Genomic DNA, 26,297 nt, shown 5'->3' with positions numbered 1-26,297 from the left:
GTTCCGTCAGCGCGGCAACCGGATCAGATTGAGATAAGTCGGATCGAACTGCGAAAGCGCCGCCAGCCCGTCGAAATCGGTGATGGTGATGGCGCTGCCCTTCCAGGTGACGAAGCCGGTGGCACGCAGTTCCTGCAGCGTCCGGTTGACGTGGACGAGCGAGAAGCCGAGCGCATCGGCCAGTTCGCTCTGCGGCACCGGAAAGGAGAAGCGGCCGTCCCGCGCCAGATCGGCCGCGCTCAGGCGCAGATAGAGTTCGCAGATCAGGTGGCCGAGATGGGCCGTCGCCGAGCGGCGGCCGCTGGACGTGATCCAGGCCCGCTGGATCGCACCGTCGATGACGGTCGAGAGCCAGAACAGCCGGCCGAGATGCGGTGATCGATCGATCACGCGCAGCAATTCGCGATGCGGCACATAGCCCACCTCGCAATCGGTCAGGGCGACGACGCTGTGGTCCATCACCTTCAGCAGGAAGGCATGCAGGTCGACGAAGTCGCCGGGGATGTGCAGCGCCGTGATCTGGCGTTTCCCGTCATCGAGAAGAACCTCGCGGGCGGTGAAGCCCTTGACGACGATGCAGCTCTCGGAGGGCTGAGAATGCTGGGCGACGAGTTCGTCGCCCTTCCGCACGATCTTCCGACGCATCGCCATGCCCTCGATGAGGGTGCGCTCCTCGTGGCTGAGCTCGTCTCGCAGCATCAGCGCATTGACGAGCGACTGCAGCTTGGGCGCGGTGATCTCTTGGTTCATCCCTTCTCAAACGCGGTGCCGTCGGCATCGTTCCGCGCGTTCGAGGCCGGCCGCCATCGGCACTGTCATTGAAGGGTCATCCGCATGCGCTGTATCGGCGCGATGAACCTGACACCGGCGCAGAGCCCCGCCTCCGACGGCCTCGGGCGGCTCGCGGGCTCGCCGGCAGCCGCACCGCTGCTCGAACTCGACGGCTTCACCGTCACCGTCGCCCGCCCTGACGGCGCGGTCGCGCTGGTGCGCGGCATCGACCTTGCGCTGGCGCGGGGCGAGGCGCTCGGCATCGTCGGCGAATCGGGCTGCGGCAAGAGCGTGACCTGGCTCGCGGCGCTGCGCCTGCTCGGCCGCGACGTCGCGACCTCCGGCCGCGTGCTGCTGGCCGGTCGCGATCTCGCCGTGATGGGCGAGCACGACCTCGCGACCGTGCGGGGCCGGCGGATCGGCATGATCTTCCAGGACCCGACCAGCTCGCTCAACCCGGTCCACAGCATCGGCCGCCAGCTCGACGAGGTCCTGCGGCTGCATCGCGGCCTGACCGGCGAACCTGCGCGCCGCGAGGCACTGCGCTTGCTTGACCGGGTCGGCATCGCCGACGGCCCGCGCCGGCTGCGGCAGTATCCGCATGAATTTTCCGGCGGCATGAACCAGCGCGTGATGATCGCGCTCGCTTTGGCCTGCGAGCCCCAGGTGCTGATCGCGGACGAGCCGACGACGGCCCTCGACGCCACGATCCAGGCCCAGATCCTCGATCTGATCCGCGACATTCGCCGCGACAGCGGCATGGCGCTCGTCCTGATCTCGCATGATCTCGGCGTCGTCGCCGATCTCTGCGACCGCGTCGCGGTGATGTATGCCGGCCGCATCGTCGAGACGGCGCCGACGCGGGAGCTGCTGCTGCAGCCGCGCCACCCCTATACGCGCGGGCTGCTCGCGGCGCTGCCCTCGCTCGAAGGGCCGCGCCTCCGCCTCGAGCCCATTCCCGGCACCGTGCCGGCTCCCGATGCGCTGCCGCCGGGTTGCGCCTTCGCGCCCCGCTGCACCTTCGCCGCGCCTGCCTGTTCCGCGGCCGGACATCCCCCGCTCGTTCTGGCCGGGCAGGATCGCCGGGCCGCCTGCCTGCGCCTCGACCGGATCGCGGAGGACAAGGCCGCCCCGCTGTCCCCGCTCCTCCCGCCTCTCCTCGCCACCGCCGGATCATCCGCGTGACGCCGCTCCTCGCCGTCGACGACCTCGCCCGGCATTATGCCGTTACCGGCCCCGACGGGCAGCGCCGCCTGCTCCATGCCGTCGACGGCATCGGCTTCACGCTGGCGCCGGGCCGCACGCTCGGACTCGTCGGCGAATCCGGCTGCGGCAAGTCGACCACCGCCCGGCTCGTGCTCGGCCTGCTCGCGGCGACTGGCGGCTCCGTCCATTTCGCCGGCGAGCTGGTGACGGCGACGCGCGACGCGAGCTGGCGTGCCCAGCGCCGCGCCATGCAGATGGTGCATCAGGACCCGCTCGCCGCGCTCGACCGGCGCCTGACCGTGGGCGAGCAGGTCGCCGAGCCCCTGACGATCCACAGGCTCGGCGCGGGCAAGGCGGAGCGCGAGGCACGCCGGAGCGCCATCTTCGAGGCCGTCGGCCTCGGGTGCGACCTCGCCTCGCGCTACCCGCACGAACTCTCGGGCGGGCAGCGCCAGCGCGTCGTCATCGCGCGTGCGCTCATTCTCGAACCCAAGCTGGTCGTCTGCGACGAGCCGATTTCGGCCCTCGACGTCTCGGTCGCGGCCCAGGTCGTCAACCTGCTGCAGGATCTGCAGGCGCGCTTCCGCATGGCCTATCTCTTCATCAGCCACGATCTCAAGGTCGTGCGGCAGGTCGCCGACGAGGTCGCGGTGATGTATCTCGGCCGCATCGTCGAGCAGGGCCCGCCCGATGCGCTCTTCCATGCGCCCGCCCATCCCTATACCGAGGCGCTGGTCTCGGCGGTGCCTTCGCCCTGGCGTGGCACGCGCGAACGCGTCATCCTCGCGGGCGATCCGCCGAATCCGGTCGCACGGCCGCAGGGCTGCGCCTTCCATCCCCGCTGTCCGCGCGCCGTCGCGCGCTGCCGCGAAGAGGCGCCGCTGCTGCGTCCGGTATCCGACGGCCGGCTCGCCGCCTGCCACCTCGTCCCCGAGGCAGGACGGCCGGCCGCAGCCGCCGCCTGAGCCGACCGCCCTCCCACCCTGGACAGACATCCCATGGCACATGACGAAGCAGCGAAAGCCGACCGGGTTGTCGTCGCGGTCTTCGACGGGCTCCGGCCCGATCTGGTCACGCCGGAGCTGACGCCGAACCTTGTGCGGCTGGCCGCACGCGGCATCTGGTTCCGGCAGGCGCGCAGCGTCTTCCCCTCGGTCACCCGCGTCGCCACGAGCTCGATCGCGACCGGCGCGCCTCCGGGTGTCCATGGCATCGTCAACAACGCCTTCCATCACCGGCAGGCCATCCCCGAGCGCATCTTCGACACCGGCAGCGCGGAGATGATCCGCCGGGCCGAGGCGCATCACGATGGCCGTCTCATCGCAGTCGACACGCTGGGCGACGTGCTGGCGCGGCAGGGCCGGCGGCTCGCCGTCGTCCATACCGGCTCGCCCGGCTCGGCGCATTTCATCAGCCCGCGCGCCCGCGCCAATGGCCACTGGACCTTTTCGATACATGGCGCCGAGGCGACGCAGACGCCGGAGGCCGTCGCCGAGGCGCTCGATCGGCTCGGCCCGCTGCCGGAACGCGAACTGCCGCGCCTCAATGATCTGCGCTATGGCGGCAGGCTGATGACCGAGCATGTCCTGCCGGCGCTGGCCCCCGACGTCGCCTTGATCTGGTTCAGCGAGCCGGACACGACCTTCCACTACAAGGGCCTCGGTTCGGCCGAGGCGAAGGCCGCGCTGCAGGAGGCGGACCGGGCCTTCGGCACGATCCTCGACTGGGTCGAGGCTCAGCCCGATGCCGAACGCATCGCGGTGATCGCAGCCTCCGACCATGGCCAGATCTCGACCGGCACGATCGAGCCCCTGTTCGAGGCTGCCCAGGGGGCGGGCTTCTCCCTGAGTTCGGCGAAGGACATCGGCGATGCCGCGCTGACCGCGACCGGCGGAATCAGCGGCGAGATCCGCCTCCGCGAGGGCGGCGACCGCGCGACGCTCGCCCGCCTCGCCGCCTGGCTGATGGAACAGCCCTCGATCGGCCATCTCTTCTCCCCCGCGCGCAACGAGGTCGAGGGGCAGGTCGACGGCACGCTCTCGCTCGGGCTCGTAGGCGCAGGCCATGAGCGCCAGCCCGACCTGATGTTCATCCTGGGCTCGACGCTGACGGCCGACCCGTACGGGCTGCCCGGTCTGGGAGCGATGACGCCGGGTGACGTACCGCTTGGCGGCGGCATGCATGGCGGCCTCAACCCGCACGAGCTCAACACCGTGCTGATCCTCGCCCATGGCGAGGATGGCGGCGCGGCTGCCATCTCGCAGGAGCCCGCCGGCATCATCGACATCACGCCGACCGTGCTGGGCCTGCTCGGCCTCACCCCGGCGTCGACCATGGTCGGCCGCGATCTTGCCCGCCCGCCGGGAGAGGAGGCGCGCATCGCCCGCCATTCGGCCGGCACGGGCAACTTCGCCCAGCATGTCGACATCGTCGAGCAGCAGGGCCGCCGCTTCATCCTCGGCGGGGGGCATTGAGGGGCAGGCACCGCCTGCCGCCGTTCCCGGGTAGAGCGAAGCGGAAGCCCGTGAATCTCGGGCAAGATCGGGCGCCGCAACCTCCTCGCCATGAGAGGTTCGGGTCAGGCCCGAGCATGACGGCGTGCGGAAATCTTATCCCCGCCCTCTCTTCCCATGCCTATTCTCTCGCCGTTCCGCCCGACCAGGGGGGCTGTCGCGAGGCGTCGTGCGGCCGGGTGGAGTTGCGGTGTTCAGGGTCGTGGCCGTCGCTGGCTTGCGGCCCTGGAGGGGTCGATCGTCGTCCGGGCCGAGGCGGGTCCGGTCTCGTGCCGAGACATCAAAGCACGACGGGGGCACCGGAAGACAACCGCGCGCGGGGCGGGGTGGCGGCTGTTGGCGCTGCTTCGACATATCGACTTCGACATCGACACCGGCACGCAGTCGTCGACTGCGACGCCACCTCTCCCCGCGCATCCCTCCGGATGCATCGAGGCCCGAAAACCCCGCGGCACGAGCCGGACGGGGCTTTCGCTGCGCGAATCAGGACACGTGCCCTCTTGCCCACCAGAGGCCGAGGAGTGAAGAGGGCGCGACATCTCCGTCATGGTCGGGCTTGTCCCGACCATCCACGCCTTCGCTGGTCGAGGCCCGTGTTCAAGGCGTGGATGCTCGCCACAAGGGCGAGCATCCACGCGACGAGCCTCTCCGGACCTCAGCTCTTCGCGAAGCCGAGATTGTCCGGCCGCAGATCCATGAAATAGAAGGTCGTCGGGCGCCAGGAGATCGAGCGCTTGATCGCGTAGGCCTCGCTCGGCTGGTAGAGGATCGTCGCCGGCACCTCGTCCTCATAGACTTCGAGCATCTCCGTGAAGAGCGCCTTGCGCCTCGCCGGATCGACCTCGGCCTCGAGCGCGTTGCCGGCCTTGTTGAAGGCGGCCGTCGACGTCCAGAACTTGCCGACCTGGGCTTCGCCCGCCGGTCCCCACGCCACCCAGATCGCGCCGAGCGGATCCGGCAGGCGTGTCGAGTTCGACCAGTTGAAGATCTGCACGCCCGGCCCGCGCATCAGGGCCGAGTTCTCGACCACCTGCAGCGAGGCGTTGATGCCGACCGCCTTCCACTGCTCGACCATGATCTGGGCCGCTTCGAGCGCATTGGTGTAGTAGTTCGCCATCGTCCGGTAGACGATCGGCTCGCCCTTGTAGCCGGCTTCCTTCAGCAGGGCCCGGGCCTTCTGCGGGTCATGCGGCAGCTTGCGGCCTTCGACGAACATCTGGCCGTATTCCGGGAAATTATGGCTCTCCGGGATCTTCGCCGTGCCCTGCCAGAGCGTGTCGACGAGCTGCTGCCTGTCGATCGCATAGGCGAGCGCCTGGCGCACGCGCTTGTCGGCGAGCACCTTGTCCTGCTCGTTGAAGGCCAGGACATGGACATTCGCCAGCACGACCGAGCGCACATCGATGTCCTTGTAGCCGCCGACGACGCTCATCTGGTCGGGCGGGATATTGGTGATCAGGTCGTAATCGCCGGCCACGAGGCCGGCCACGCGCGCGGCCAGTTCCGGCACGCGCTTGAAGCTGACGCGCGCCGCGGTCGGCTTGCCCATGAAGTAGTCGTCGAAGGCGGTCAGCACCGTTGTATCCGCCGCGTTGTGCGAGACGACGCGATAAGGGCCGGTGGCGACGGGTTTGCGGGAATAACCCTCGAAACCCATCTCCTCATAGGCGCGCTTGTTGACGATCCAGGCGCACCAGGAGGCGAGGCGCTGCTCCAGCAGCACGTCCGGCACCTTCGTCCTGAACCGGATGGTGTAGCGGTCGATCGGCTCGACCGAGGCGAGCACGCCGAAATAGGCCCGGCCACCCGGGATCTGCGCCTTCTCGCCCCAGAGGCGCCCGTCGCGGAAGGTGTAGGCCACGTCGTCGGAGGTCAGCTCGTCCCCATTGTGGAACTTCACGCCCTGGCGCAGCGTCACGATCAGCTCCTGCGGCGAGACCCGCTGCCATGTCGTCGCGAGATGCGGCTTCAGCTCCGAGCCGCCGCCATCGGCCGCGCCGAGGAAATCACGCCGGATCAGCGTGTCGAAGATCGAATAGGTCACGCGCGTTCCGACATTGGAGAGTTCGCGCGCCGGCTCCAGCGTGGCCGGCAGGTCGGCGACCGCGACCGTGAAATTCGGGCGCTTCGGCTCGGCGGCGAAGCCGGGCGCTGCGCTCAGCAGCACGGGCAGGGCGGCGGCGCCTTCCAGCAGGCGGCGGCGAGACATCACGGGCCGAGAGATCATGGACATGGCTGTTCCCTGAAGCGACGACGGCCGACACGGGCGGCCCCATCCGCGAGCCATTGCCTCAGCTTGACGACAGCGCGGTGACAGGCGCCGCCGCTTCGCGCGCCGCGATCAGCAGGCGCGGGTCGTCGAGCATGACGGCATCCGGAGACAACCGCATCAGCGCGGCGATGCCGGCGGCATCGATCTGTCCGACCGGAAAGGGCGGATGTTCCGGAAGAGCAGAATCGCGCGGCTGGCCGACCATGACGACAAGCATCAGGCCCTCGGCCCGCACGGCCGCCACGCGCGCATCGGTCGCGTCGGCCTCCCACAGGCGAAACCAGCCGGCCCCGGCGCGACGGGCCTCGGGCGCCGAGCAGGGATCGCCGGCCAGAGCGAGGATCGCGATGTCGGGCGCGACGTGGCGCGCCGCCGCGACGAGCGGAAGCGAGCGCAGGCCGAGCAGCACGCGCGCTCCGGCACCGGCGGCGTCGATCCGCGCCAGGATCGCCCGGAGCACGACAGCGTCGGACAATTTGACGTCGAGCAGGAGCCCCAGCGGCTGCGACGCCGCGATGGCCTCGTCCAGCGTCATCAGACCGGGCAGGAGCCGGCGCAGCGTCGCCAGGTCGAGCTCGGCGACACGCCTCGGATCGCCGGTGACGCGCGTGAGATCGGCATCGTGCAGGCAAACCAGCGCACCATCGGCGCTGAGCCTGACATCGGTCTCGACCAGCGCGGCACCGGCGGACGCCGCGGCGCGGAACGTCGCCGCAGTGTTCTCCGGCCCGAGCAGCGCCCCGCCGCGATGGGCGATGGCGAGCGGCCGGGGCTGGCCGGCGAGGTGCTGGGCGAGCGACATCATCGAGCTCTGACCATGGTTCGGCATCAGGCTCTGGTCGGGTCGAAGCGGTCGCGCAGCCAATCGCCGAACAGGCACATCGACAGCGTCGTCAGGAAGATCACGAGCCCCGGGAAGACCGCGATCCACCAAGCGTTGAGCAGATAGCGCCGCCCCTCCCCCAGCATCAGCCCGAGCGATGTGCCCGGCGGCTGCACGCCGAGCCCGAGGAAGGACAGCGAGGTCTCCAGCAGGATCGTGCCGGGAAAGTTGAGCGTCGCCTGGACGATCAGCGCCGCGAGGATATTCGGCAGGAGATGGCGCAGCACCACCCGGGCCGGACGGGCGCCGAGCGCCTCGACGGCCTGGATATAGTCGGCCTCCTGCTCCGAAACGACGAGGCCGCGCGTCAGCCGCGTATAGCGATCCCAGCCGTCGACGCTGACGAGAACGACGAACAGCACGATGCTGTTGCCGAAGAAGGCGAGCAGGGTCAGCGCCAGGAACAGCGCCGGAATTGCTGCCTGCGCGTCGACCGCCATCATGATCGCCTGGTCGGCGAGGCCCCGCAGGCGCGCCGCGACGAAGCCGAGCGCGGTCCCGAATACCGCGCCGATCAGCGTGCCCATGACCGCGATCAGGATCGAGGTCCGCACGGCGAAGACGAGGCGGCTGAGGATGTCGCGGCCGAGCTGGTCGGTCCCGAGCCAGTAGATGCGTCCGCCGCTCTCGTGCAGCGGCGGCTTCAGCCGCGCGGTCAGCTCCTGCGCCGTGTAGGGCAAAGGCGCCAGCCAGTCGGCGAAGACCGCGACGAGGACGACGAAGAGCAGGAAGCCGGCCGAGAGGCGCACGACCGGCGACATGTGCCTCCCCGCAGGCCGGCGCCCTCCGGTGGCGGCGACCGCGACCGGAACCGCCTGCACGCTCATGCCGAGGCTCCCGCCGCGCGCCGGAAGCCGCCGAGACGCGGATCGGCCAGAATGTGCAGCACGTCCACCAGCAGGTTGGCGCCGACCATGACCAGCGTGATCGTCAGGATGACGGCCTGGACCACCGCGAGATCGCGCGTCGAGACCGAATCGACCAGCAATCGCCCGATGCCCGGCCAGGCGAAGATCGTCTCGACCACGGCCGAGCCGGCGAGGATATGGCCGATCTCGATGCCGAGGAACATCAGGAGCGGCACCGCCGCATTGGGTAGCGCATGGTTGAGCACGATGCCGAGCGGCAGCACGCCCCGGCCACGCGCGGCGCGGATGAACGGCTTGCCCAGCACCTCCAGCGTCGCGGTGCGGGCAAAGCGGGCGAGCCGCCCGGCGAGCGGCAGGGCCAGCGTCACCGTCGGCAAGATGAGGTGGAGCGCCGTGTCGGAGCCCGCCGAGGGCAGGACCCGCAGCGTCAGCGCGAAGAGCAGGATCAGCAGGATGCCGAGGAAGAAGATCGGGATCGCATAGCCGAACACGGCCGAAGCCATGGCGAGCCGGTCGATCGCGCTGTTGTGCTTCAGCGCCGCGACCATGCCGAGCGGCAGGCCAATCAGCAGCGCCAGGAAGAGGGCGCTGGCACCGAGCAGGGCCGTCTTCGGCAGGGCCTCCAGCACGGCGTCGAAGGCGGGCCGCTCATCGGCGAAGGACAGGCCGAAATCGCCGCGCGCCGCGCTCAGCAGATAGCGGCCATATTGCTCGGCGAGCGGCCGGTCGAGGCCCCACAGCTCGCGATAATAGGCCCGGACATCAGGCGGCGTGTCGATCGAGAGCATGATGTCGGCGGGGTCGCCGGCGAGCCGCAGCGCGATGAACACGCCAGAGACGCAGATCAGCAGGGTGAGGACGGCACGCCCTGCGCGCAGGGCCAGAAAGCGCAGCATGCTCGAGATCGTGCCCATGCCCGAATGACGAAGCGTGCTTCTGGTCGCGAGGACATGACAGCAGCATGACGGCACGAGCGCCGTCGCGGGCAGCCTGCAGGATCGCGTCGACGCGACCGCGCGCTTCATCGTCCGCTACGACGCCGTCCTTCTGAACGACGATTTTAACTGGGCCGGCAAAGCGCTTATGGGACGACAAAAGCCGTGCCGCACGAGAGCCAAGAGCGGCCTCCGAACCGCCGGCCGAAATGTCGAACACGGGGGGACAGGCACCATGATTCAGTCCGAGCTGCAGGGAAAGATCGCGATCGTCACCGGCGCCGCCGCCGGCATCGGCAAAGCCCTGACCGAGGCTTTCGTCGTCCAGGGCATTCGCGTCGCCGCGATGGACATCGACCAGGCCGGCGTGATGGCGCTGCAGGACGCGCATGGCAAGGACGCCGTTCTCGCCCTGAAGGTCGACGTATCCGACCCCGCGAGCTGCGAGGCTGCGGTGGCAGCGACGGTCAGCCAATTCGGCGGCCTCGATATCCTCGTCAACAATGCAGCGCTCGGCATGAACGCCGTGCATCCGCGCTATCAGGCCCGGAACATGCAGATCGAAGACGTCAGCGAGGAGACCTGGCAGCGCTTCATGATGGTCAACATCTGCGGCCCGTTCTTCATGTCCCGGCAGGTCGTGCCGGTCCTGCGCACGCGGAAATGGGGCCGGATCATCAATGTCGGCACCAGCTTCTTCACCATGCTGCGGCCCGGGTTTTCGCCTTACGGCCCGTCGAAGGCGGCTGTGGAGGCCTATTCCCTGATGCTGTCGCGCGAGCTCGAGGGCTCCGGCATCACCGTCAATGTCGTTCTCCCGGGCGGGCCCGCCAATACGCAGATGGTGCCTGACGAGGAGGGGCTGGATCGCGCCACCCTGATCCCGGTCGAGATCATGGCCCCTCCCATGCTCGCTCTCTTCACCAAGGCGGGTGACGGCATCACGGGTCAGCGCATTCTCGCGATCGATTGGGACCCCGCTCTCGCCGACCCGGCCGCGCAGAAGATGCGCTCAGCCGCCTGGCCGGAACTGGCGATCCCTCTGGCGGCGCTCCCGAAGAAGAATTGACAAGCCCGCCTGACCTGCCGACGAACGCTTCGGCGCGGCAGGTCAGGCGGGCTGCGGCGCCCTGAATGACGCCGCAGCCTGGTCAGAAACGGTTCAGTTGGTATTTCGGAGGCTGCCCGCGCAGGACGCGAAGCGCCTCCTCCGCGGCGCTGCGCTTGAGCTGGCGTTCCGCCTCGTCGGAATGCCAGGCCATATGCGGCGAGCAGATGAAGTTCTCGTGCCGGAACAGGGGATGGGCGCCGGCAGGCGGCTCGACCGCCAGCACATCCATGCCCGCGCCGGCGATCTTGCCCTCCGACAGGAGCTGATCCAGCGTGACCTCGTCGACGAGATTGCCGCGCGCCGTGTTCACGAGAAAGGCGGTCGGCTTCATCAGCCGCAGCAGGTCGCCGTTCAGCAGATTGCGGGTCTCGGCCATCAGCGGCGAATGCACCGAGACGACGTCCGCCGCGCGCATCAACTGCTCCAGCCCGACCATCTCGACGCCGGCCGGCACCCGATCCGGCGGGAGGTTGGGATCATGGGCGATGACGCGCATGCCGAGCGCGAGAACCCGCTGCGCCATCGCCTGGCCGATCCGCCCGAGCCCGACGAGCCCGGCGGTCTGGACCTGAAGCCGGCGGACCGGGCGCATCAACCGGAAGTCCCAATGCCCCTCCTTCACCGTCCGGTTGGCCGGGATGAGCTTGCGCGTCAGGCACATCATCATCGCCAGAGCGTGGTCGGCGACTTCCTGCGTGCCGTAGTCGGGAACGTTGCTGACGCTGATGCCGAGTTCGGCCGCCGCCTTCAGGTCGATCGTATCGACGCCGACACCGTACCGGACGATCGTCTTGCACTGCTTCAGATGCCCGAGCACGCGGCGCGTCAGCGGCGCATACATGATCAACAGCGCCTCGGCATCGGCGCATTGCGCGATGACGGCATCCTCGGTCTTGCAATTCAGCCACGGCAGCGCCGGACAGACCTCGCGCAGCACCTCCTGCTCGATATCGATCGAGCCGTGATCGCAATCGGCGACTTTGACGACGTGCTGTGCGCTCACGGCCGATACCTTCCAGATCCATAGCTGTTGAGCGGGCAACCGGGCACAATGCCTCGGAGACCGCCTGAAAATTCAACGAGCCCTCATCCGTCGAGATGCGCCTGCGGCGCTCCTCGGGATGAGGGCTTTCATCTCCGGACAGACACGATGTCCTTCCGCCAGGCCGGGCGGCGCGATGCAGCCTCGCCTCAGCGAGGCGGCAGCTTGTGCAAGGCGGCGACGACGGCCTCGCCCATCTCCACCGTTCCGACCTTTTTGGTGCCGGGCTCGAAGATATCGACCGTGCGGTATCCGTCCGACAGCACATTGCTGACCGCGTTGCGGATCCGGTCGTCGAGATCGGGGCGGTCGAAGGAATAGCGCAGCATCAACCCGGCGGAGAGGATCTGCGCGAGCGGATTGGCGATGTCCTTGCCGGCGATGTCGGGCGCCGTGCCATGCACCGGCTCGTACAGGCCCTTGTTGCCGACGCCCAGCGAGGCCGATGGCAGCATGCCGATCGAGCCGGTCAGCATCGCGGCGCAGTCGGAGAGAATGTCGCCGAAGATGTTGCCGGTGACGATGACGTCGAACTGCTTGGGCGCGCGGATCAGCATCATCGCGGCGGCATCGACGAACATGTGGCTCAGCTCGATGTCGGGATAGGACTGGCCGACGCGAACCAGGACGTCGCGCCAGAGCTGCGAACATTCGAGCACATTCGCCTTCTCGACCGAGCAGACCTTGCGGTTGCGGCCGCGGGCGGCCTTGAACGCCACATGCGCGATCCGCTCGACCTCCGATTCGCTGTAGACCATCGTGTTGAAGCCCTGGCGCTCGCCCGAGGCCGTGGTGCGGAAGCCGCGCGGCTCGCCGAAATAGATGTCGCCGGTCAGTTCGCGCAGGATCAGCAGGTCGAGCCCCTCGACCACCTCCGGCCGCAGCGTCGACGCGCCGACGAGCTGCGGGAACATGATGGCGGGCCGGAAATTCGCGAACAGGTCGAGATGCTTGCGCAGGCGCAGCAGGCTGGCGCCGGGGCGCATCGCATAGGGGATCTTTTCGTCGCCGGGCACGCCGGCGGCTCCAAACAGGATCGCCTCGGCCTTGCGCGCGATCTCGAGCGTCTCCGCCGGCAGCGGGTCGCCCGCCGCATCGACGCCGGCCTGCCCGATCGGCGCCTCGACGAGTTCGAGCGCGACCGAATTGCCGACCGCCGTTTTCAGGACGCTGACCGCCTGCGCCATGATCTCCAGGCCAATGCCGTCGCCAGGAAGAACCGCGATTTTCATAAGCTAACTCCAAAGATCATGAGGAGCCGCCGCGCCTGCGCGCGCCGGCTCATAGGGGGAAGAACATCGGGAACAGTCGACCGCCTCAGCACCGGCCGCTGCTTTCAGAGCCGGCAGCCGCCCGCCTGAGAATCGAAAAGATGGATCCTGTCGAAATCCGGCTTGAGCCGCACGACATCGCCCGGGCTGGCCCGAATGCGCTGGCGCACGACCGCGGAGATCTGCTGCTGGCCGATATTGGCGAAGATCTGGATCTCGGCGCCGGTCGGCTCGATCACCTCCACGATGGCCTCGACGCCGTCATCGGCAAGCGAGATGTCTTCCGGACGGATGCCGTAGATCGCGCTCGTGCCTGGAGCAGCCACTCCGTTCGGCGCCGGCAGCAGGATGCCGTCGGGCGTTCTGAAGCCATCGGCCTCGAGCGTACCCTTCAGCAGGTTCATCGCGGGCGAGCCGATGAACTGCGCGACGAACCTGTTGGCGGGCCGATCATAGAGCTCCAGAGGCGGCCCGGCCTGTTCGATGATGCCGTCGCGCATGACGACGATCTGGTCGGCCAGCGTCATCGCCTCGATCTGGTCATGCGTCACATAGACGGTGGTCGCCTTGAGGCGCTGGTGCAATCGCTTGATCTCGGTGCGCATCTGCACGCGCAGCTTGGCGTCGAGGTTGGACAAAGGCTCGTCGAACAGAAACACCTTGGGATCGCGCACGATCGCGCGCCCCATCGCCACACGCTGGCGCTGCCCGCCGGAGAGCTGCTTGGGGTAGCGGTCGAGCAGCGGCGTCAATTCGAGGATGCCCGCCGCATTGGCGACGCGCGCCTTGATCTCGGCCTTGTCGATGCGCTGCTGGCGCAGGGCGAAGGCCATGTTGTCGCCCACCGTCATATGCGGATAGAGCGCGTAGTTCTGGAACACCATGGCGATATCGCGGTCCTTCGGCGGAAGGTCCGTCACCACGCGCCCGCCGATCGAGATGTCGCCGTCGCTGATGTCTTCCAACCCTGCGATCATGCGCAGGGTCGTCGACTTGCCGCAGCCCGACGGCCCGACCAGGGCGACGAAGCTGCCCGCTCCGATCTCGAGATCGATCCCGCGAACCGCCTCGACGGCGCCGTAGCGCTTGATGACGCGCCGCAAAACCACATTGGACATCAGTCTACCACTTTCTCGATGCGGGACCGGGCCGGGGCACGCGAGCGCCCCGGCCCGGCGTTCATGCTCAGCCTTCGCCGCGCAGCAGGCGGGCGCCCTGCTCGCAGAACTGCTTCGGGGTGATCGTCTCGCGCAGCGCTTCCTGCCAATAGGGCGCGATGCGGTCCTGGAAGGGCGCCCAGAACTCGTGCTCGTAGGGCGGGCTCCACCAGGTCTTCTCGGTGTCGACCGAGAGCTTGATGAAGCGGTTGTTCTGGAAGACGTCGAGCGCCGCCAGCGACCTGCGGGCAGGCGGGACGACGCGGTCGCGCGTATAAAGCAGCGCGGCCTCGCCTGAAGACATGAACTTCATGAACTCGAAGGCCGCCTCCTTCTCCTTGCACGAGGAGGTCATCAGAGGTCCCTCGGGATTGTTGAGGCTGAAATGCTCGCTGCCGATGCGCGGGGTGACGACACCCTGGATGTTGTCGCCCAGCGTGGTGGTGAGCGCCGGGCTGGACTGCGACGCGTAGACCCACATCCCCGCCTTGCCGTTCTGCAGCAGGCTGTAGATTTCGCGCATGCCATCATTGACCGCGGTCGGCGGAGCAGACTTGTCCTTGGTGAGCTGCCCGATCCATTTGGAGACCATGTCGATGGCAGCGGGTGAATCGAAATCGACATTGCCCTTCTCGTCGACCATCTTGACGCCGGCGCTGCGCAGGATCGGCAGCCAGATCTCGATCGCCTGGTACGGCTGGCCGCGGACGGCATAGCCGTAGCGATCGGGGGCCCTGGTCATCGCCTTGCCGAGCGCGAGCATCTGGTCATAGGTTTCCGGCGGCTGCAGCCCGAGTTCCTTGGTCCAGTCGGCGCGGTAGTAGAGGAAGTAGACGAGGTTCGCGATCGGCAGGTAGAGCAGCGGCTGGCCGGGCTTGGAATGCGCCTTCTCGATGAGGTTCGGGTAGTAGTCGTTCTTGGCGTCCCACTTGTCGAAATAGGGGTCGAGCGGCGCGATGATGCCGTTCATGTGCAAGTCCTGGACCCAGTACTGCACGGCCATGCAAATATCCGGCGCGCCGCCGGCGGCATAGGCCACGACGAGCTTCTTGCGGACTTCGCCGACGGCCATCTGGGCGTCGAGTTCGACCTCGACGAAGTTCTGCGACTTGTTGAACATCGCCACCGAGTCGACCGAGATCTTCTGGTGGTTGGGATTGTCGGCCCAGTTCCAGTAGACGACCTTCACCTTCTTGCGGACGGCAGGCGAAGCCGGCGCTTGCGCGAGTGCGGATGTCCCATCGACGGCGAGACCGCCCGCAGCGGCACCCATCATTCCGAGAACCGAGCGCCGCGATAGCGCCTTCGTTCCCGCCTTTGCCTTGTCGGCAGCTCCCGATTTGGTCATCTTGGTCATGCTCCTCTCCCTCGTTTTATTTTTTGAAGTCATCACAGCCGGCTAAGTCAGCCTTTGACCGCGCCTGCCGCGAGCCCGTTCATCAGCATGCGCTGGAACACCACGAAGATGATCGCCACCGGCAGGGCGCTGAGCATCGCGCCCGCCGCGCTGACGCCCCAGACATTCGGCTCGCCCTGCGCGAACTGCCGCATCAGGATCGGCAAGGTCTTCACCTCGCTGGTCGAAGTCAGCAGGAAGGCGAACAGGAAGTTGTTCCAGCTCATGATGAAGGCGAGCAGCCCTCCGGCGACGAGGCCCGGCAGCGACAGCGGCAGGACGATGCGCCACAGGATCTTCAGCCGGCCGCAGCCATCGACCTGAGCCGCCTCCTCGATCTCTCGCGGCAGCGTCGAGAAATAGTTGATCATCAGCAGCAGGACGAAGGGCGCCGAGGCGGTCGATTCGGCCAGGATCATGCCCAGATGCGTGTTGTTCAGCCCATAGCTCCGGAAGATCACCAGCAGCGGCACGAGCAGCACGACGCTCGGAATGGTGTACGCCACCAGCATGCTCACCAGCAGAGAATTGCGGCCGGCAAAGCGGAAGCGCACGAAGGCATAGGCGCCGAGGCAGGCCACCGTCAGCGAGAGGAGCATATTCCCGGTCGAGATGATCGTGGAATTTCGCAGATAGGTCGCGAAAGGCACGTTCTGGAACAGGTCGAAATAATTCTGGATCGTCGGGTTGCTCGGGAAGTAGGTGATCTGCCGGTCATAGGTCTGGGGCCGCAAGAAGTCGGCCTTCAGCTCCGGCGTGATCGAGGCGATGAACAGCCAGATGAACGGTCCCAGCGAATAGACCAGGATCGCGGCGGCGCCGATGAGGGTCCACAGGTTGCTCGCCCGGTTGCGGCGTGTCTTCGACATGCTCATGGCTCGGACTGCTTCAGGACGTTGCGTGCGAGGTAGCGGACATAGAGCGCCGCGCCGACCATCAGCACGAGAGAGAGCATCACCGCGACGGCGGAGGCGTAGCCGATGCGGAACTCGTTGGTGAGGTGGAAGCTGTAGACGGCCTCCGTATAGTTCGCGAAGCCCGGCCCGCCGGTCGTCATGACGAAGATCATGTCGATATGGTTTGACATGAAGATCGTGCGCAGCAGCGCGATGAAGGCCAGGCTCGGCAGGATATGCGGCAGCGTGATGTGCCAGAACTGCGCGAAGCTGCCGATGCCGTCGACGTCGGCCGCCTCGTAGAGATCTGCCGGAATCGTCTGCAGCGCCGCCAGCAGGATCAGGACCATCAGCGGCGTGCCGTACCAGATCATGGCCGAGACCACGACCCAGAAGCTGGCGGTCGGGCTGCTCATCCAGGGCGTATAGGCGGACTGGATGCCGAGCTTGACGAGGATTTCGTTGAAGATGCCGAAATTGCCGTCGACGATGTAGAGGAACAGCAGGGCCACCACCGCCGGCGGCGTGATGTAGGGCAGCATCATCGCGACGCGGACGAAGGTGCGACCGACGAAGCGGCGGTTGAGCAGCAGTGCCATCGGCAGCGCGATCAGGACTTCGCCGATCACGACGGCGCCCACCCAGCGCACCGTCCGCCACGCACCCTCGAGGAAGATCCGGTCGTTGAAGAGATTGTAGAAGTTCTGCAGCCCGACGAAGCGCGCCCGGCTGACATTGAGCAGCGAGGCGTTGGTCAGCGACAGCGACACCGCCTGGATCAGCGGGTAGACGATGACGGCGCCAAGCAGAAGGATGATGGGAAGCAGGAGGATATACGGGAACAGGTCGAAACGCTTTCGCCTGCGCGTGCGAACGACTTCATTTCCGCGCAAAGGCGAGGCAATAGAACTATCCAATGCGCCCTCCCGGCGGATGAATCTTTAGATTTTCTTTATTATTGACATCATATGGGCGCCTCGGCGCCCATATGAAGAATTTTCTTGGAACGCTGTCATCGCGTTCCACGATGCGGCCCGACACCACAGGCAAGGCTGGCGGCACGGCTCGCAGCACGGGGGCGGTGCCTGAGTTATGGGCGCAGCCCCGGCCCTCAGATCAGGCGGCCAGTTCGTCCTTGATCAGCTCGCCGTTCTTGACGATCATCGACATGTAGCGGCCCTGATGGGCCAGCACGGAGATGTCCTTCAGCGGATCCTTCTCCAGCACCAGGAGATCGGCGAAGGCCCCGGGCGCGACCGTGCCGACCTTGCCCGGCATCCGGACCAGCTCGGCAGCGTTCAGCGTCGCCGATTTGATCACCTCCAGCGCCGGGATGACCTCGTTGCGGATCATGAACTCCTCGGACTGGTAGCTGTACATCGAGCCCAGCACGTCGGTGCCATAGGCCAGCTTGACGCCGGCGGCGCGCATGATCTCAAGCGATTCCGGGCCGCGGGCACGCACCCACTTCAGCCGCTCGACAAAGCCCGGATCGAGGCCGAGTCGCGCACCCTCGCGAATCTGGGCCTCATAGGCGGAGATCGTCGGGCAGACGATCGCGCCTTGCCGCGCCGCCGTCTCCGCGGTTTCCGGCGTGATCAGCGTGGCGTGCTCGATCGAGTGGATGCCGAGCTCGAGCGCCCGGGCCACCGCCTCGTCGGTATGCGTGTGCACGGAGCAATACATCTTGGCCTTGTCGGCCTCGTCCTGGAAGACGCGCAGCTCTTCCATCGAAAAGCCGAGATAGGGCCGTGGAAAATGCGACGATGCCGCGCCGCCATTGGCCATCACCTTGATGAACTGAGCGCCCTTGCGCACTTCGTCGCGGGCGGCCTTGCGGCAGTCGTCGACGCCGTCGACGATGCGCCCGACCGCACCGAGCTGGCGCAGATGGCGCTTGCCGCTATCCGTGTCGTGGCGCGTGCGGTAATCGGAGTGCCCGCCGGTCTGCACCATGGCCTTGCCGCAGATGACCAGGCGCGGCCCCTGTACCAGCCCCTGCTCGACGGCCTGAACCTGCGCGAATGTCGCCCCGCCGAGATCGCGCACGGTGGTGAAGCCGCGGTTGAGCATCTCCTTCATGAGACGGACGGAATGGTAGAGGACCGTCTCGTTCGGCAGCTCTGCGTTCTGGTCCGGCTCGTGCAGGCCCCCGCAGTTGAGATGCACATGGCAGTCGATCAGGCCGGGCATCAAAGTCTTGCCGCGCAGGTCGATGCGGCGGGCATTCGTATCCTTGATGGGCTTGTCGGAGACCTCCTCGATCAGGTTCCCGGAAACCCGTACGAACTGGTCGTGAACCCCGTCCTCGACGGAACCGTCGAGAATGCGAGCGTTCTCAAAAATATAGGACTGCATGGGGCGCGCGCCTTTTCACCATTGGCCGTCAAACGCAACTGCGGTCGCCAACGCAGACGATGGGCCGGGCTCGCCACGACATGACGGGCAAACCGCGAAGCGTCGAACATCCCGAGTCACGAAAGAACAATTTCACCTGGCGCCCCGGCCGGTCATCGCTGTCGCCACCAGCGTTGCCCTGAAGGACCGGACCCGCCTTCGCCCCGCCAGGAGGCAAGACGAAATGCTTCGACCAGACAGACGCACTCGCTTTGAATGCGGCGCCGGGCGAATATCGATACCGTCCACAATTCGCCCGCCGGGGAGAAGCCGTCTTTCGGAACGCGCACATCGCGAACCGCGATGGAAACGCCGGCTGCGATATGGTTCCGTCCGGGCTATGCAGCCTGCGGGGCTCTCGCGTCGCCTGAAACGCGGCCGTCGGATACGGAGTTGGCCAAGTGCGATTTGATCTGCTGTCACTCGAACTGTTCGTCGCCGTCTGCGAAGAACAAAGCATGGCGCGCGCCGGCGATCGCGAACACATCGCAGCATCGGCCGTCAGCAAGCGCATCGCGGATCTCGAGGTGCGCCTGAATACACCGCTCTTCTACCGGAACTCGAAGGGTCTGGAGCTGACGCCGGCCGCGCATTCGCTGCTGCACCATTCCCGGGTGCTGATGCGCGACATGAAGCAGATGGAGATCGAGCTCGCCCATCATGCCAGCGGCGTCAGCGGCCATGTCCGTATTTCCGCCAGCGTCTCGACCATCATCCAGCATCTGCCATCCGACCTGCGGGAGTTCCTCGCCACGCATGCGGCCATTCGCATCGATCTGCAGGAAGGAACCAGCCAGCAGGCCGTCGAGGCCGTTGCCGAGAACTCCGCCGATATCGGCGTCTTCGGCGGCGTCGTCCCGCGCGCCGGCCTACGGATCATCCCCTACACGTCGGACCGCCTGGTCGTTCTGATGCATGCCGGCCACCCCCTCGCCAGACATGCCGAAATCCGCTTCGAGGCTCTGGCCAGTCATGACCTCATCGGCCCCAGCAAGGGCAGCTACCTCGACTCGCTCGTGCTGCGGGCCGCGTCCGAACTGTCGCGCCCGCTGAAAATGCCGGTCAGGGTCAACGGCTTCGAGACGGTCTGCAGCATGGTCGAGGCCCAGCTTGGCGTCGGCCTGGTGCCGGAAGTCTGCGCCGCGCGCTATCTGGCCAGCGGCAATGTCGTGGCGCGGCCGCTCGACGAACCCTGGGCCCTGCGCCAATGGAACATCTGCGTCCAGGACAGCCGGACATTGCCCGCCCCCGTGCGCCTGCTTCTCAAACACCTGACCAATCGCGACAGCCGGTAGCGATATCCGCCGCCTGGCCGCGCCCAGAGCGCCTTTCGGCATCGGCAGAGAAGACAGCGCGCCGCCGAAACGACAGCATTGCCGCTCGACCGCATGCGGCCGGGGTCACGCGACGTTGTTATAAGCGTTCAGAGCGTCTCTGGAGTAATCGGACGCGGCGAAACACGCTCGCCAGGGCCACTCACACCCGTCACAGACCGGCGAGGACGGTCCGTCGAATGTCCAGAATCGTCATGGATTTGGTAAATGGCGCGCCCGAAAGGATTCGAACCTCTGACCCTCAGATTCGTAGTCTAAGGAGATTCATTGATTGCATTGGGAAATTTTGCAAACCCGGTAAAAAACGAAGCGTTTAGTTTCAATGCGATAGCGGGTCGAGTGCAAACCAAATTCGTGCCTCGATCGTCCGTGATCTCCCGCAAGGGGAGCAAGTGGACCCGGTGGTGCGCCAATACGTATTCCAGCCTTCCATAACGCCCGCATGATGTCGCAACCCCATCCCCGAGAGGGGTGATTATCATGACGCAAATTGAGAACGTAGAGAGACCATAATTAGTGTCGAGTAGAATCGACGCGCGCTCTGCTCTGCAACGCGGACCATTTGAGCCCGGCGCGCTGCGTCTACCTGCGGCGCCGAGGCGCAATCTCTTCCGGCCGGAAGATTAGTTCATCAATGGATGGGATCTGAAGTGTTACGCGAGGATTGCGATAGTTCGATGGAAGCTCCGGCGGATTAACAATCAATTTATTCGGCACCTTAATCGTCGCTCTATAGTTTCTTATGCAGAGACGTTCGACTTTCTCCAGCAGGGCTGTTTGCGCTTCATCGGGGGAGGCGTACTGGGATGTTACGCCATATCCCTTCTCGCGCGAGCGCCATAAGGCGTCGAAATGCCAGACGATTTCGTCCGCCTGTTGTCTGGCCTCGATATTGAACTCGGCATAGTCCTCGAATTTGACCCCTATCAATCTGGTCCACAACGACGGGTGGCGGCGCTCTGGCTCCTGATCAAAATCCCTTAGAACGACCTCGACAATGCCGTGCAATCGCCATTGCCCTTTATGGGATGCCTCGTAAGTCTTCCGCTCGTCAGCCATTCTAAGATGTTCGGCCTTGCGCGCCGCGATCGCGACCAGCTTGGCGCGCCGTTCCAGCTCGGCCGCAGCACGCTCCGAAAAGGCTTGATGCATGGTCATGGCTTCATTCGGATAAAGCTCGGCAAAACTGCTTATCACAGCATTTTTCGCCACCTGCAGGGGCACTCGATAGAACTCCTTGCCGGTCCTGTGCGCGGCCAAATGGGCGTGGGCTCGCTGCTCAACCGCTCGCGCATCTCCCGTTACTGGCTGGACCCACTCGATCGTGAACCCGGTCGGAACACCGGTTACGCCAGAGAGGTCCGCCGCTCGTTTCGAAACGGCGCCTGTCGTGAAGCCAACCTTCAGAAGGTCTGGCATCGACGGATTGCTCAGGACGTAAACGCTGCCTGAGACGGGCGATCCGAGCTGGCTGGGTGTCAGAACCGTCAAAGTGTCCGCGATAACTGCATAATATTCCTGGCGCGATCCCGACCGATATCGGCGGATCTCGTAATCAAATTGAACGCGATCACCCACCACGACCGGCGAAAGATCATCTTCGGCGAAAAGTGTGTAGCCCTCGGTGCCGATCTTGAACCAGTGGGCCTGACTTCCGCTTTTGGCGACGCGCGAGCTGCACTCGATGATGACACCATCAATTTGCTTGATACGATGACGGCCTGTGGATTTGCGGCGAAATCCATACGGGTTGTTCTCGTTCATCCGGAGTTTCGCAGCGGGAAAGCATAAGTTGAAGGAGATCGTGCCAGCCTGGAGATTGTTGCCTGGCTTACGTTGAATCGTCTGGCCAGATCGGCTTGTGTGGCCGTTCCTGACTCAAGGGCTTGCAGCGCCTCATCACGCTGGTGGCGGGTAAGCGCGCCTGGCCTGCCCATATGCTGGCCTCGTGCCACCGCACGGGCGCGACCCTCGCCGGTATGGGCCTTGATCAGCTCGCGCTCGAACTCGGCAAGCCCGTCCAGGACCGTGAGCATCAGGCGGCCGTGCGGGGTGGTGGTGTCGGCCCATGCATCGGCCAGGGACCGGAATCCGGCGCCAGCCTTACTGACCCCGTCCAGGATGTTGAGAAGATCGCGCGTCGATCGCGCGAGACGGTCGAGGCGGGTCACCAAAAGGGTGTCACCCGCGTTCAGCACCTTTAGCGCCCTGGCCAGTTCCCTACGGTCGGTCTTCACGCCGCTGGCGGTTTCTTGAAACACCTTCTCCGCACCGGCTGCCAATAAACCGGCCCGCTGGGCATCGAGGGTCTGACCGTCTGTCGAGACGCGGGCGTATCCATATATCGGCATGGAAACAGCCTACGCTGACCCCTGACTTATGCAAGTATCTTTTGCATATCGCAAGCCTTGGGCAGGGCAAGGGTGAGGTGCTTATGCAAAAGTATTGATTTATGCATAAATCAGCTCTCCGGCATCAACTCCAGGAAATTCCTCATCAATTCGCTCCTACTCTGGCGGGTCGCTTAGAGAACGCCAGATGCTTTGCCTACATCCCTATTGCCCGTTGGGCTCGCCAGTTTCATCCTGGGCCGAAACCCTCGATCGTCCAGAACTAAAGCTGCGTCCCGGAATCGAAAAGTCAGCTCTCCTTTCCAGTCTGAACAGCCTGTTCGGAGCGCCGCCTTCCAAGCCTGCCATCCTGCAAAGTGCTCCAACGACCAATGCAGCGGCCTTAAGGCGCCTGCTGCGGTCCTGCCCATGCCTGTACAATCAAGTCGACCTCGCGCCGTCTGCCCATGCGATCGTCCATCTGTGCGAACTTTCCGTCGGTGGCCGCATCACGGATGCAAACGTTGTCGAAGCATTCAAGGTACAGCATCCGAAAACGCTCGGCTGGGCCTACCCGCCCGCGCGCGATTTCCAAGGGATGGGCGGTACCATCATGGAGTTGCTTTGCAGCGAAGTCCTGACGTCTGCCGGGATACCGGCCATGGAACTGGACAATAAGAACTGGCCAGTCTGGCGAATGCCAGGACACATTTTGCTCAATGAGGGCAAAATGAATGATCTGAAGGCGCTCGGCGATATTCTTATACCCTGCGCGCCAACTAACCTCGTTATTTCTGTAAAATCAGAGAAGGCCAAAGAGCGGCTTCTGTATTCTGCAAATTCGATTGAAGGCATCGGGTTTGGGTTTTTCGACACTCCCAGCGAATTCTGGACCAAGCGCCGCATGCAGCTTTACAAGCGTATGGGCTTTTCGGCGATCTACATGCCTGACACAACGCTGGATATACTCAATTTAAAACTCGATGCGGATGGCAACCGCCAATACGCTGTAAATATCAATGGCACGGCCCTCTACAGGCCTTTGACCCAGTTCTGTGAAGATATGCATAACGTTGTCGGCAGGTCCGCCTTTGATCTCTGAGTTGAGCTGATCAATCAGTCTTCATTAGACCTGAAAGCTCTGTCGCCTCCACGCTTTGACTGACTTCGGCGCATCACCCTTGAATGCCCCCTCGTTCCAGCAGTCCCAGAACGCTACGGTCTGGCTGTTCGGCTTGTGACGTGGCTCGGCAACGCGCACGCGCGTTGGCAGCAGGCTCGCATCACCCACGACAAGCGCCTCGCCGATGTCTAGCACAGGCAACAGGTCGCCGAAGCTGCCGAGACTGTCAGGCAGCAACCTGCGGATGACGGTTTGGTCGTCGCCGTTGGTCAGCCTCATGGCGATGACGTTGTTGCACTGGCTGAGTACGGTACGGTTTACCTCGGCCGGGCGCTGACTGATGACAACCAGCCCGATCCCATATTTCCGACCCTCTTTCGCAATCCGTTCAAAAATTTCGACCGAAACGGCGTCGCTGCTGTCGGCAGCGGCGCGCTCCGGGATATAAAGATGAGCTTCATCGCACAGGAGCGCTATCGGGTGCCGATCGGCCTGTTCTGTCCACTGATTGGTCGTAAACACCAGCCGGGCCAGAAGGCTGACCATCAACGGCAGGACGTCAGAGGGAACCTCGGAAAAGTCGATGATTTTGATGCCGCCCTTGGCATCCGCCTGCGCGCCACGGCCGCAGATCAGCAGATGAACCACCTCGGCGAGCCAGCCCATATCCATGCACTGCGCGGGGGGCTGGAAAATGAACCCGAGGCGCCGATCCTGACGTTTGGCCTCCAGCCTCGCAATAAGGCGACTGAGCTTGTCAAAGTACGGCCCTTGCTTCTCGGTCCCGGCCTTGGCGCCGGGCACCATTTCTTCGTTGAGTCGGCCAAGCTCAGTCAGAACCGCTGAGATATCGAACGGGACAGGGCTATCGATCGTGAAGTTCGCTAGAATATCGGCGTGTGCCGGATCCGCGAGCGTGGCTCTTTTGGCGTCCGTGATGCAGCGCGTCATCATCATCGACTGGTTGGGGGCATTCTGGTCTGTCCGGTCAACGAACAGAGAGATCAGCGCCTCGTAGCCGAGCAACCAGTATGGAAGGTGCAATACGCCCTCGGCCAGCCCGGTTCCCTTCTCGAGATCGACGGGCCCCGCAATGCGGTAGTGGCGGAATTCATCGCCCACAAGTGGCTTATATTCGCCATGGATGTCGAAAAGGATGACATTGGCCTGAGGCAGCTGGGCGACCTGATCCAGCAAGCGTGCTGTCGTCCACGATTTGCCGGAACCGGTGCCACCGACAATGACGGCATGGCGCTGGAAAAGCTTGTTCCCGTTCAGGTAGGCAACCGCCTCATCGTCAAGGGTGAACGAGCCCAGCGACAGGCGTGGACCGTCAGCTCCGACATTCGAGATGACCTGCATAAACTGTGTCAGACGCTCGCCCTCGAGGGCAAAGCAGTTCGCATCAATTTCGGGCACCGTCTCCAGCGTCCGCCGGAACACGTTCTCTTTCGTTCCAACGCGGTCCAGCAGCGTACCGATCAATGTGATCCTGACGAGGTTATTCTGAGGGAGCACCTGGTCAATCGGATCGACTTCACCAATCGGCTCGTCGGCGCGATCATCCGCCCGCCGGGTTATCCGGGTCACGATCCCAATGAGGTGCTGCCCGGCCCGGCTGCTTTGCAAAACCGTAAGCCGATTGACCTGAATCCGGCGTAGGCGATCGATGGCATCGACGCGAATGGTCACAGTAGCTGTATCGACTGAAATGACGCAGCCTAATGCGTCTTCGTCCTTAAAATCAAAAATCGGCATGTTTCCCCCTCAAATTACTAGTTTTTGAAATCCGTCCAAAGACCAGAAATCTTGATCTGCAATATCAATTCCATCCGGATGCTCGGCTACATATATTTTCGACCCGGTACCATTACGCTCAATGCCAAGGTATTTGGCGCCGGCCTTCATCCGCAGAAACGTGCGGGCCTCGTCGGTAAGCGACCGCGCCAGAACGGTTACGGGGAGGCTTTTCTGCCTGCATCGGCCCAGCATCTTGGGTTCGATGTGGGTGTCCCTGAATCCGAAGCCTGCGCACAAGAACGCTTCTGCATTCTCGAGGGCCCTGTCGGCGCCCTGAATCGCAGAACGAAATGGTTCATCATGGGTGCGCTCAAACTTGTTGAACCCCGGCGTGACGATGAGGGGTGTAAGCGCAGCGTTTGGAAGATCGAAAAGTGGCGCGGCAACAGTGCTGCCATCGGCTCTTTCAAACCAGTCAAGCGAGCCGTGAACCTTCCATATCCTGACAGCCCTCATTTGCTTGCCGGCTCGCGAGAAGCACACCGGGTCGACGCCTTCACGCGCCTGAAGGTAGCCAGGTACAAAGCCTGCCGAGAACAGTAGATCTGCCGAATTGCAGGCATACTCGGCGACGCGGTCATAGTTTGTAGTGACGATATCGACTGTCTTGTTGCTGCTGCGAAAGAGAGCGGCCAGCAGGGAACCCAAAGGAAATGCTTCGTCCGCGGTCATGGCGCGCTGGAATAACGCCTTGTCGCCGATGTTGATGCACTGCCAGGTTCCGGCAACAATCTTTCGCGTCAGTGCCACAGGCAAATCCTTGCCGATCAGCGCCTGCTCCAGATGCTCCCCCGCATCCAACGACTGCCTGACGGCGTTCCACGATGCGATTTCCTCGGCGCCCTCCGCGACAATGTTGGCGGTCAGGTGGTCCCTGAGCGCGTCCATTCCCGGGAGTTGGTGAGCTGCGGAAGCCCCACTTCCGAGCACGATCACCGGATTGCTGGCAAAGCAGCTCTGGGCAAGTTTTGCGATGCCATCGAGATCCATC

At 64.9% G+C, this 26,297-nt stretch carries 22 protein-coding genes; 6 read left to right on the top strand and 16 right to left on the bottom strand.

The window, feature by feature from the left end; genetic code table 11:
• Positions 1-6: 6 nt before the first annotated feature.
• Positions 7-750, bottom strand: coding sequence for a Crp/Fnr family transcriptional regulator (locus tag C8D03_RS10640; protein ID WP_108046230.1), 744 nt, complete (start codon positions 748-750; stop codon positions 7-9).
• A gap of 84 nt (positions 751-834) precedes the next feature.
• Between C8D03_RS10640 and C8D03_RS10635 the strand changes: the two genes are divergently transcribed.
• The 3 genes from C8D03_RS10635 to C8D03_RS10625 are packed head-to-tail and all read left to right on the top strand — an operon-like array spanning position 835 to position 4,451.
• Positions 835-1,956 (top strand): ABC transporter ATP-binding protein, encoded by a 1,122-nt coding sequence (locus C8D03_RS10635; RefSeq protein WP_248308427.1) that lies wholly within the window; start codon positions 835-837, stop codon positions 1,954-1,956.
• Complete coding sequence (locus tag C8D03_RS10630; RefSeq protein WP_108046229.1) at positions 1,953-2,942, top strand: ABC transporter ATP-binding protein; 990 nt, start codon at positions 1,953-1,955, stop codon at positions 2,940-2,942. Before C8D03_RS10635 ends, C8D03_RS10630 begins: the two co-directional genes overlap by 4 nt.
• Positions 2,943-2,975: 33 nt before the next feature.
• Positions 2,976-4,451: an alkaline phosphatase family protein gene (locus C8D03_RS10625; RefSeq protein WP_108046228.1), complete on the top strand. Its 1,476-nt coding sequence runs from the start codon at positions 2,976-2,978 to the stop codon at positions 4,449-4,451.
• A gap of 694 nt (positions 4,452-5,145) precedes the next feature.
• On the opposite strand, the gene C8D03_RS10620 is transcribed toward C8D03_RS10625, so the two are convergent.
• Genes C8D03_RS10620 through C8D03_RS10605 form a run of 4 tightly spaced genes read right to left on the bottom strand, consistent with a single transcriptional unit; the run spans position 5,146 to position 9,410 of the window.
• Complete coding sequence (locus tag C8D03_RS10620) at positions 5,146-6,723, bottom strand: ABC transporter substrate-binding protein (protein WP_248308426.1); 1,578 nt, start codon at positions 6,721-6,723, stop codon at positions 5,146-5,148.
• Positions 6,724-6,781: 58 nt separating this feature from the next.
• A complete protein-coding gene (locus C8D03_RS10615; protein WP_248308425.1) occupies positions 6,782-7,591 on the bottom strand; it encodes a glycerophosphodiester phosphodiesterase in 810 nt (269 codons plus the stop codon).
• Positions 7,591-8,472, bottom strand: a complete 882-nt coding sequence (locus C8D03_RS10610) for an ABC transporter permease (protein ID WP_181300869.1) — start codon at positions 8,470-8,472, stop codon at positions 7,591-7,593. The genes C8D03_RS10615 and C8D03_RS10610 overlap by 1 nt, the downstream gene beginning before the upstream one ends.
• On the bottom strand, positions 8,469-9,410 hold the full coding sequence (locus tag C8D03_RS10605) for an ABC transporter permease (RefSeq protein WP_108051486.1): 942 nt from the start codon (positions 9,408-9,410) through the stop codon (positions 8,469-8,471). The genes C8D03_RS10610 and C8D03_RS10605 overlap by 4 nt, the downstream gene beginning before the upstream one ends.
• A 274-nt stretch (positions 9,411-9,684) precedes the next feature.
• Between C8D03_RS10605 and C8D03_RS10600 the strand changes: the two genes are divergently transcribed.
• Positions 9,685-10,518, top strand: a complete 834-nt coding sequence (locus C8D03_RS10600) for an SDR family NAD(P)-dependent oxidoreductase (protein ID WP_181300867.1) — start codon at positions 9,685-9,687, stop codon at positions 10,516-10,518.
• A gap of 82 nt (positions 10,519-10,600) precedes the next feature.
• Here C8D03_RS10600 and C8D03_RS10595 read toward each other — a convergent pair whose 3' ends face one another.
• The 7 genes from C8D03_RS10595 to C8D03_RS10565 form a co-directional block, all read right to left on the bottom strand.
• On the bottom strand, positions 10,601-11,563 hold the full coding sequence (locus C8D03_RS10595; RefSeq protein ID WP_181300865.1) for a C-terminal binding protein: 963 nt from the start codon (positions 11,561-11,563) through the stop codon (positions 10,601-10,603).
• Positions 11,564-11,751: 188 nt separating this feature from the next.
• A complete protein-coding gene (leuB, locus tag C8D03_RS10590; RefSeq protein WP_108046225.1) occupies positions 11,752-12,834 on the bottom strand; it encodes a 3-isopropylmalate dehydrogenase in 1,083 nt (360 codons plus the stop codon).
• A gap of 104 nt (positions 12,835-12,938) precedes the next feature.
• The gene (locus tag C8D03_RS10585) at positions 12,939-13,991 is read right to left on the bottom strand and encodes an ABC transporter ATP-binding protein (protein WP_108046224.1); all 1,053 of its coding nucleotides are present in this window, start codon (positions 13,989-13,991) and stop codon (positions 12,939-12,941) included.
• A 67-nt stretch (positions 13,992-14,058) separates the two neighbouring features.
• Entirely contained in the window at positions 14,059-15,387 is a 1,329-nt protein-coding gene (locus C8D03_RS10580; RefSeq protein ID WP_181300863.1) for an ABC transporter substrate-binding protein, read from the bottom strand.
• A 47-nt stretch (positions 15,388-15,434) separates the two neighbouring features.
• A complete protein-coding gene (locus tag C8D03_RS10575) occupies positions 15,435-16,301 on the bottom strand; it encodes a carbohydrate ABC transporter permease (RefSeq protein ID WP_108046222.1) in 867 nt (288 codons plus the stop codon).
• Positions 16,298-17,239 (bottom strand): carbohydrate ABC transporter permease, encoded by a 942-nt coding sequence (locus tag C8D03_RS10570; RefSeq protein ID WP_146170145.1) that lies wholly within the window; start codon positions 17,237-17,239, stop codon positions 16,298-16,300. Before C8D03_RS10570 ends, C8D03_RS10575 begins: the two co-directional genes overlap by 4 nt.
• A 199-nt stretch (positions 17,240-17,438) precedes the next feature.
• Complete coding sequence (locus C8D03_RS10565; RefSeq protein ID WP_108046220.1) at positions 17,439-18,680, bottom strand: metal-dependent hydrolase family protein; 1,242 nt, start codon at positions 18,678-18,680, stop codon at positions 17,439-17,441.
• Between the two features lie 440 nt (positions 18,681-19,120).
• Here C8D03_RS10565 and C8D03_RS10560 point away from each other — a divergent pair, with 440 nt between their 5' ends.
• Positions 19,121-20,014: a LysR family transcriptional regulator gene (locus C8D03_RS10560; protein ID WP_108046219.1), complete on the top strand. Its 894-nt coding sequence runs from the start codon at positions 19,121-19,123 to the stop codon at positions 20,012-20,014.
• Positions 20,015-20,635: 621 nt separating this feature from the next.
• Here C8D03_RS10560 and C8D03_RS10555 read toward each other — a convergent pair.
• Together C8D03_RS10555 and C8D03_RS10550 are read right to left on the bottom strand one after the other, a co-directional pair.
• Positions 20,636-21,817 (bottom strand): GIY-YIG nuclease family protein, encoded by a 1,182-nt coding sequence (locus tag C8D03_RS10555; RefSeq protein WP_108046218.1) that lies wholly within the window; start codon positions 21,815-21,817, stop codon positions 20,636-20,638.
• A complete protein-coding gene (locus C8D03_RS10550) occupies positions 21,814-22,404 on the bottom strand; it encodes a recombinase family protein (RefSeq protein ID WP_108046217.1) in 591 nt (196 codons plus the stop codon). The genes C8D03_RS10555 and C8D03_RS10550 overlap by 4 nt, the downstream gene beginning before the upstream one ends.
• Positions 22,405-22,591: 187 nt before the next feature.
• Here C8D03_RS10550 and C8D03_RS26105 point away from each other — a divergent pair, with 187 nt between their 5' ends.
• Complete coding sequence (locus tag C8D03_RS26105; protein WP_146170144.1) at positions 22,592-23,485, top strand: hypothetical protein; 894 nt, start codon at positions 22,592-22,594, stop codon at positions 23,483-23,485.
• 24 nt (positions 23,486-23,509) lie between these two features.
• Here C8D03_RS26105 and C8D03_RS10540 read toward each other — a convergent pair whose 3' ends face one another.
• Together C8D03_RS10540 and C8D03_RS10535 are read right to left on the bottom strand one after the other, a co-directional pair.
• The gene (locus C8D03_RS10540; protein WP_108046215.1) at positions 23,510-25,264 is read right to left on the bottom strand and encodes an ATP-binding protein; all 1,755 of its coding nucleotides are present in this window, start codon (positions 25,262-25,264) and stop codon (positions 23,510-23,512) included.
• A gap of 9 nt (positions 25,265-25,273) precedes the next feature.
• Entirely contained in the window at positions 25,274-26,296 is a 1,023-nt protein-coding gene (locus C8D03_RS10535) for an SIR2 family protein (protein WP_108046214.1), read from the bottom strand.
• Position 26,297: the final 1 nt, after the last annotated feature.

This window comes from Bosea sp. 124 (assembly GCF_003046175.1).
In the GTDB taxonomy this organism is placed as follows: domain Bacteria; phylum Pseudomonadota; class Alphaproteobacteria; order Rhizobiales; family Beijerinckiaceae; genus Allobosea.
This window is presented reverse-complemented; position numbering and strand designations above follow the sequence as displayed.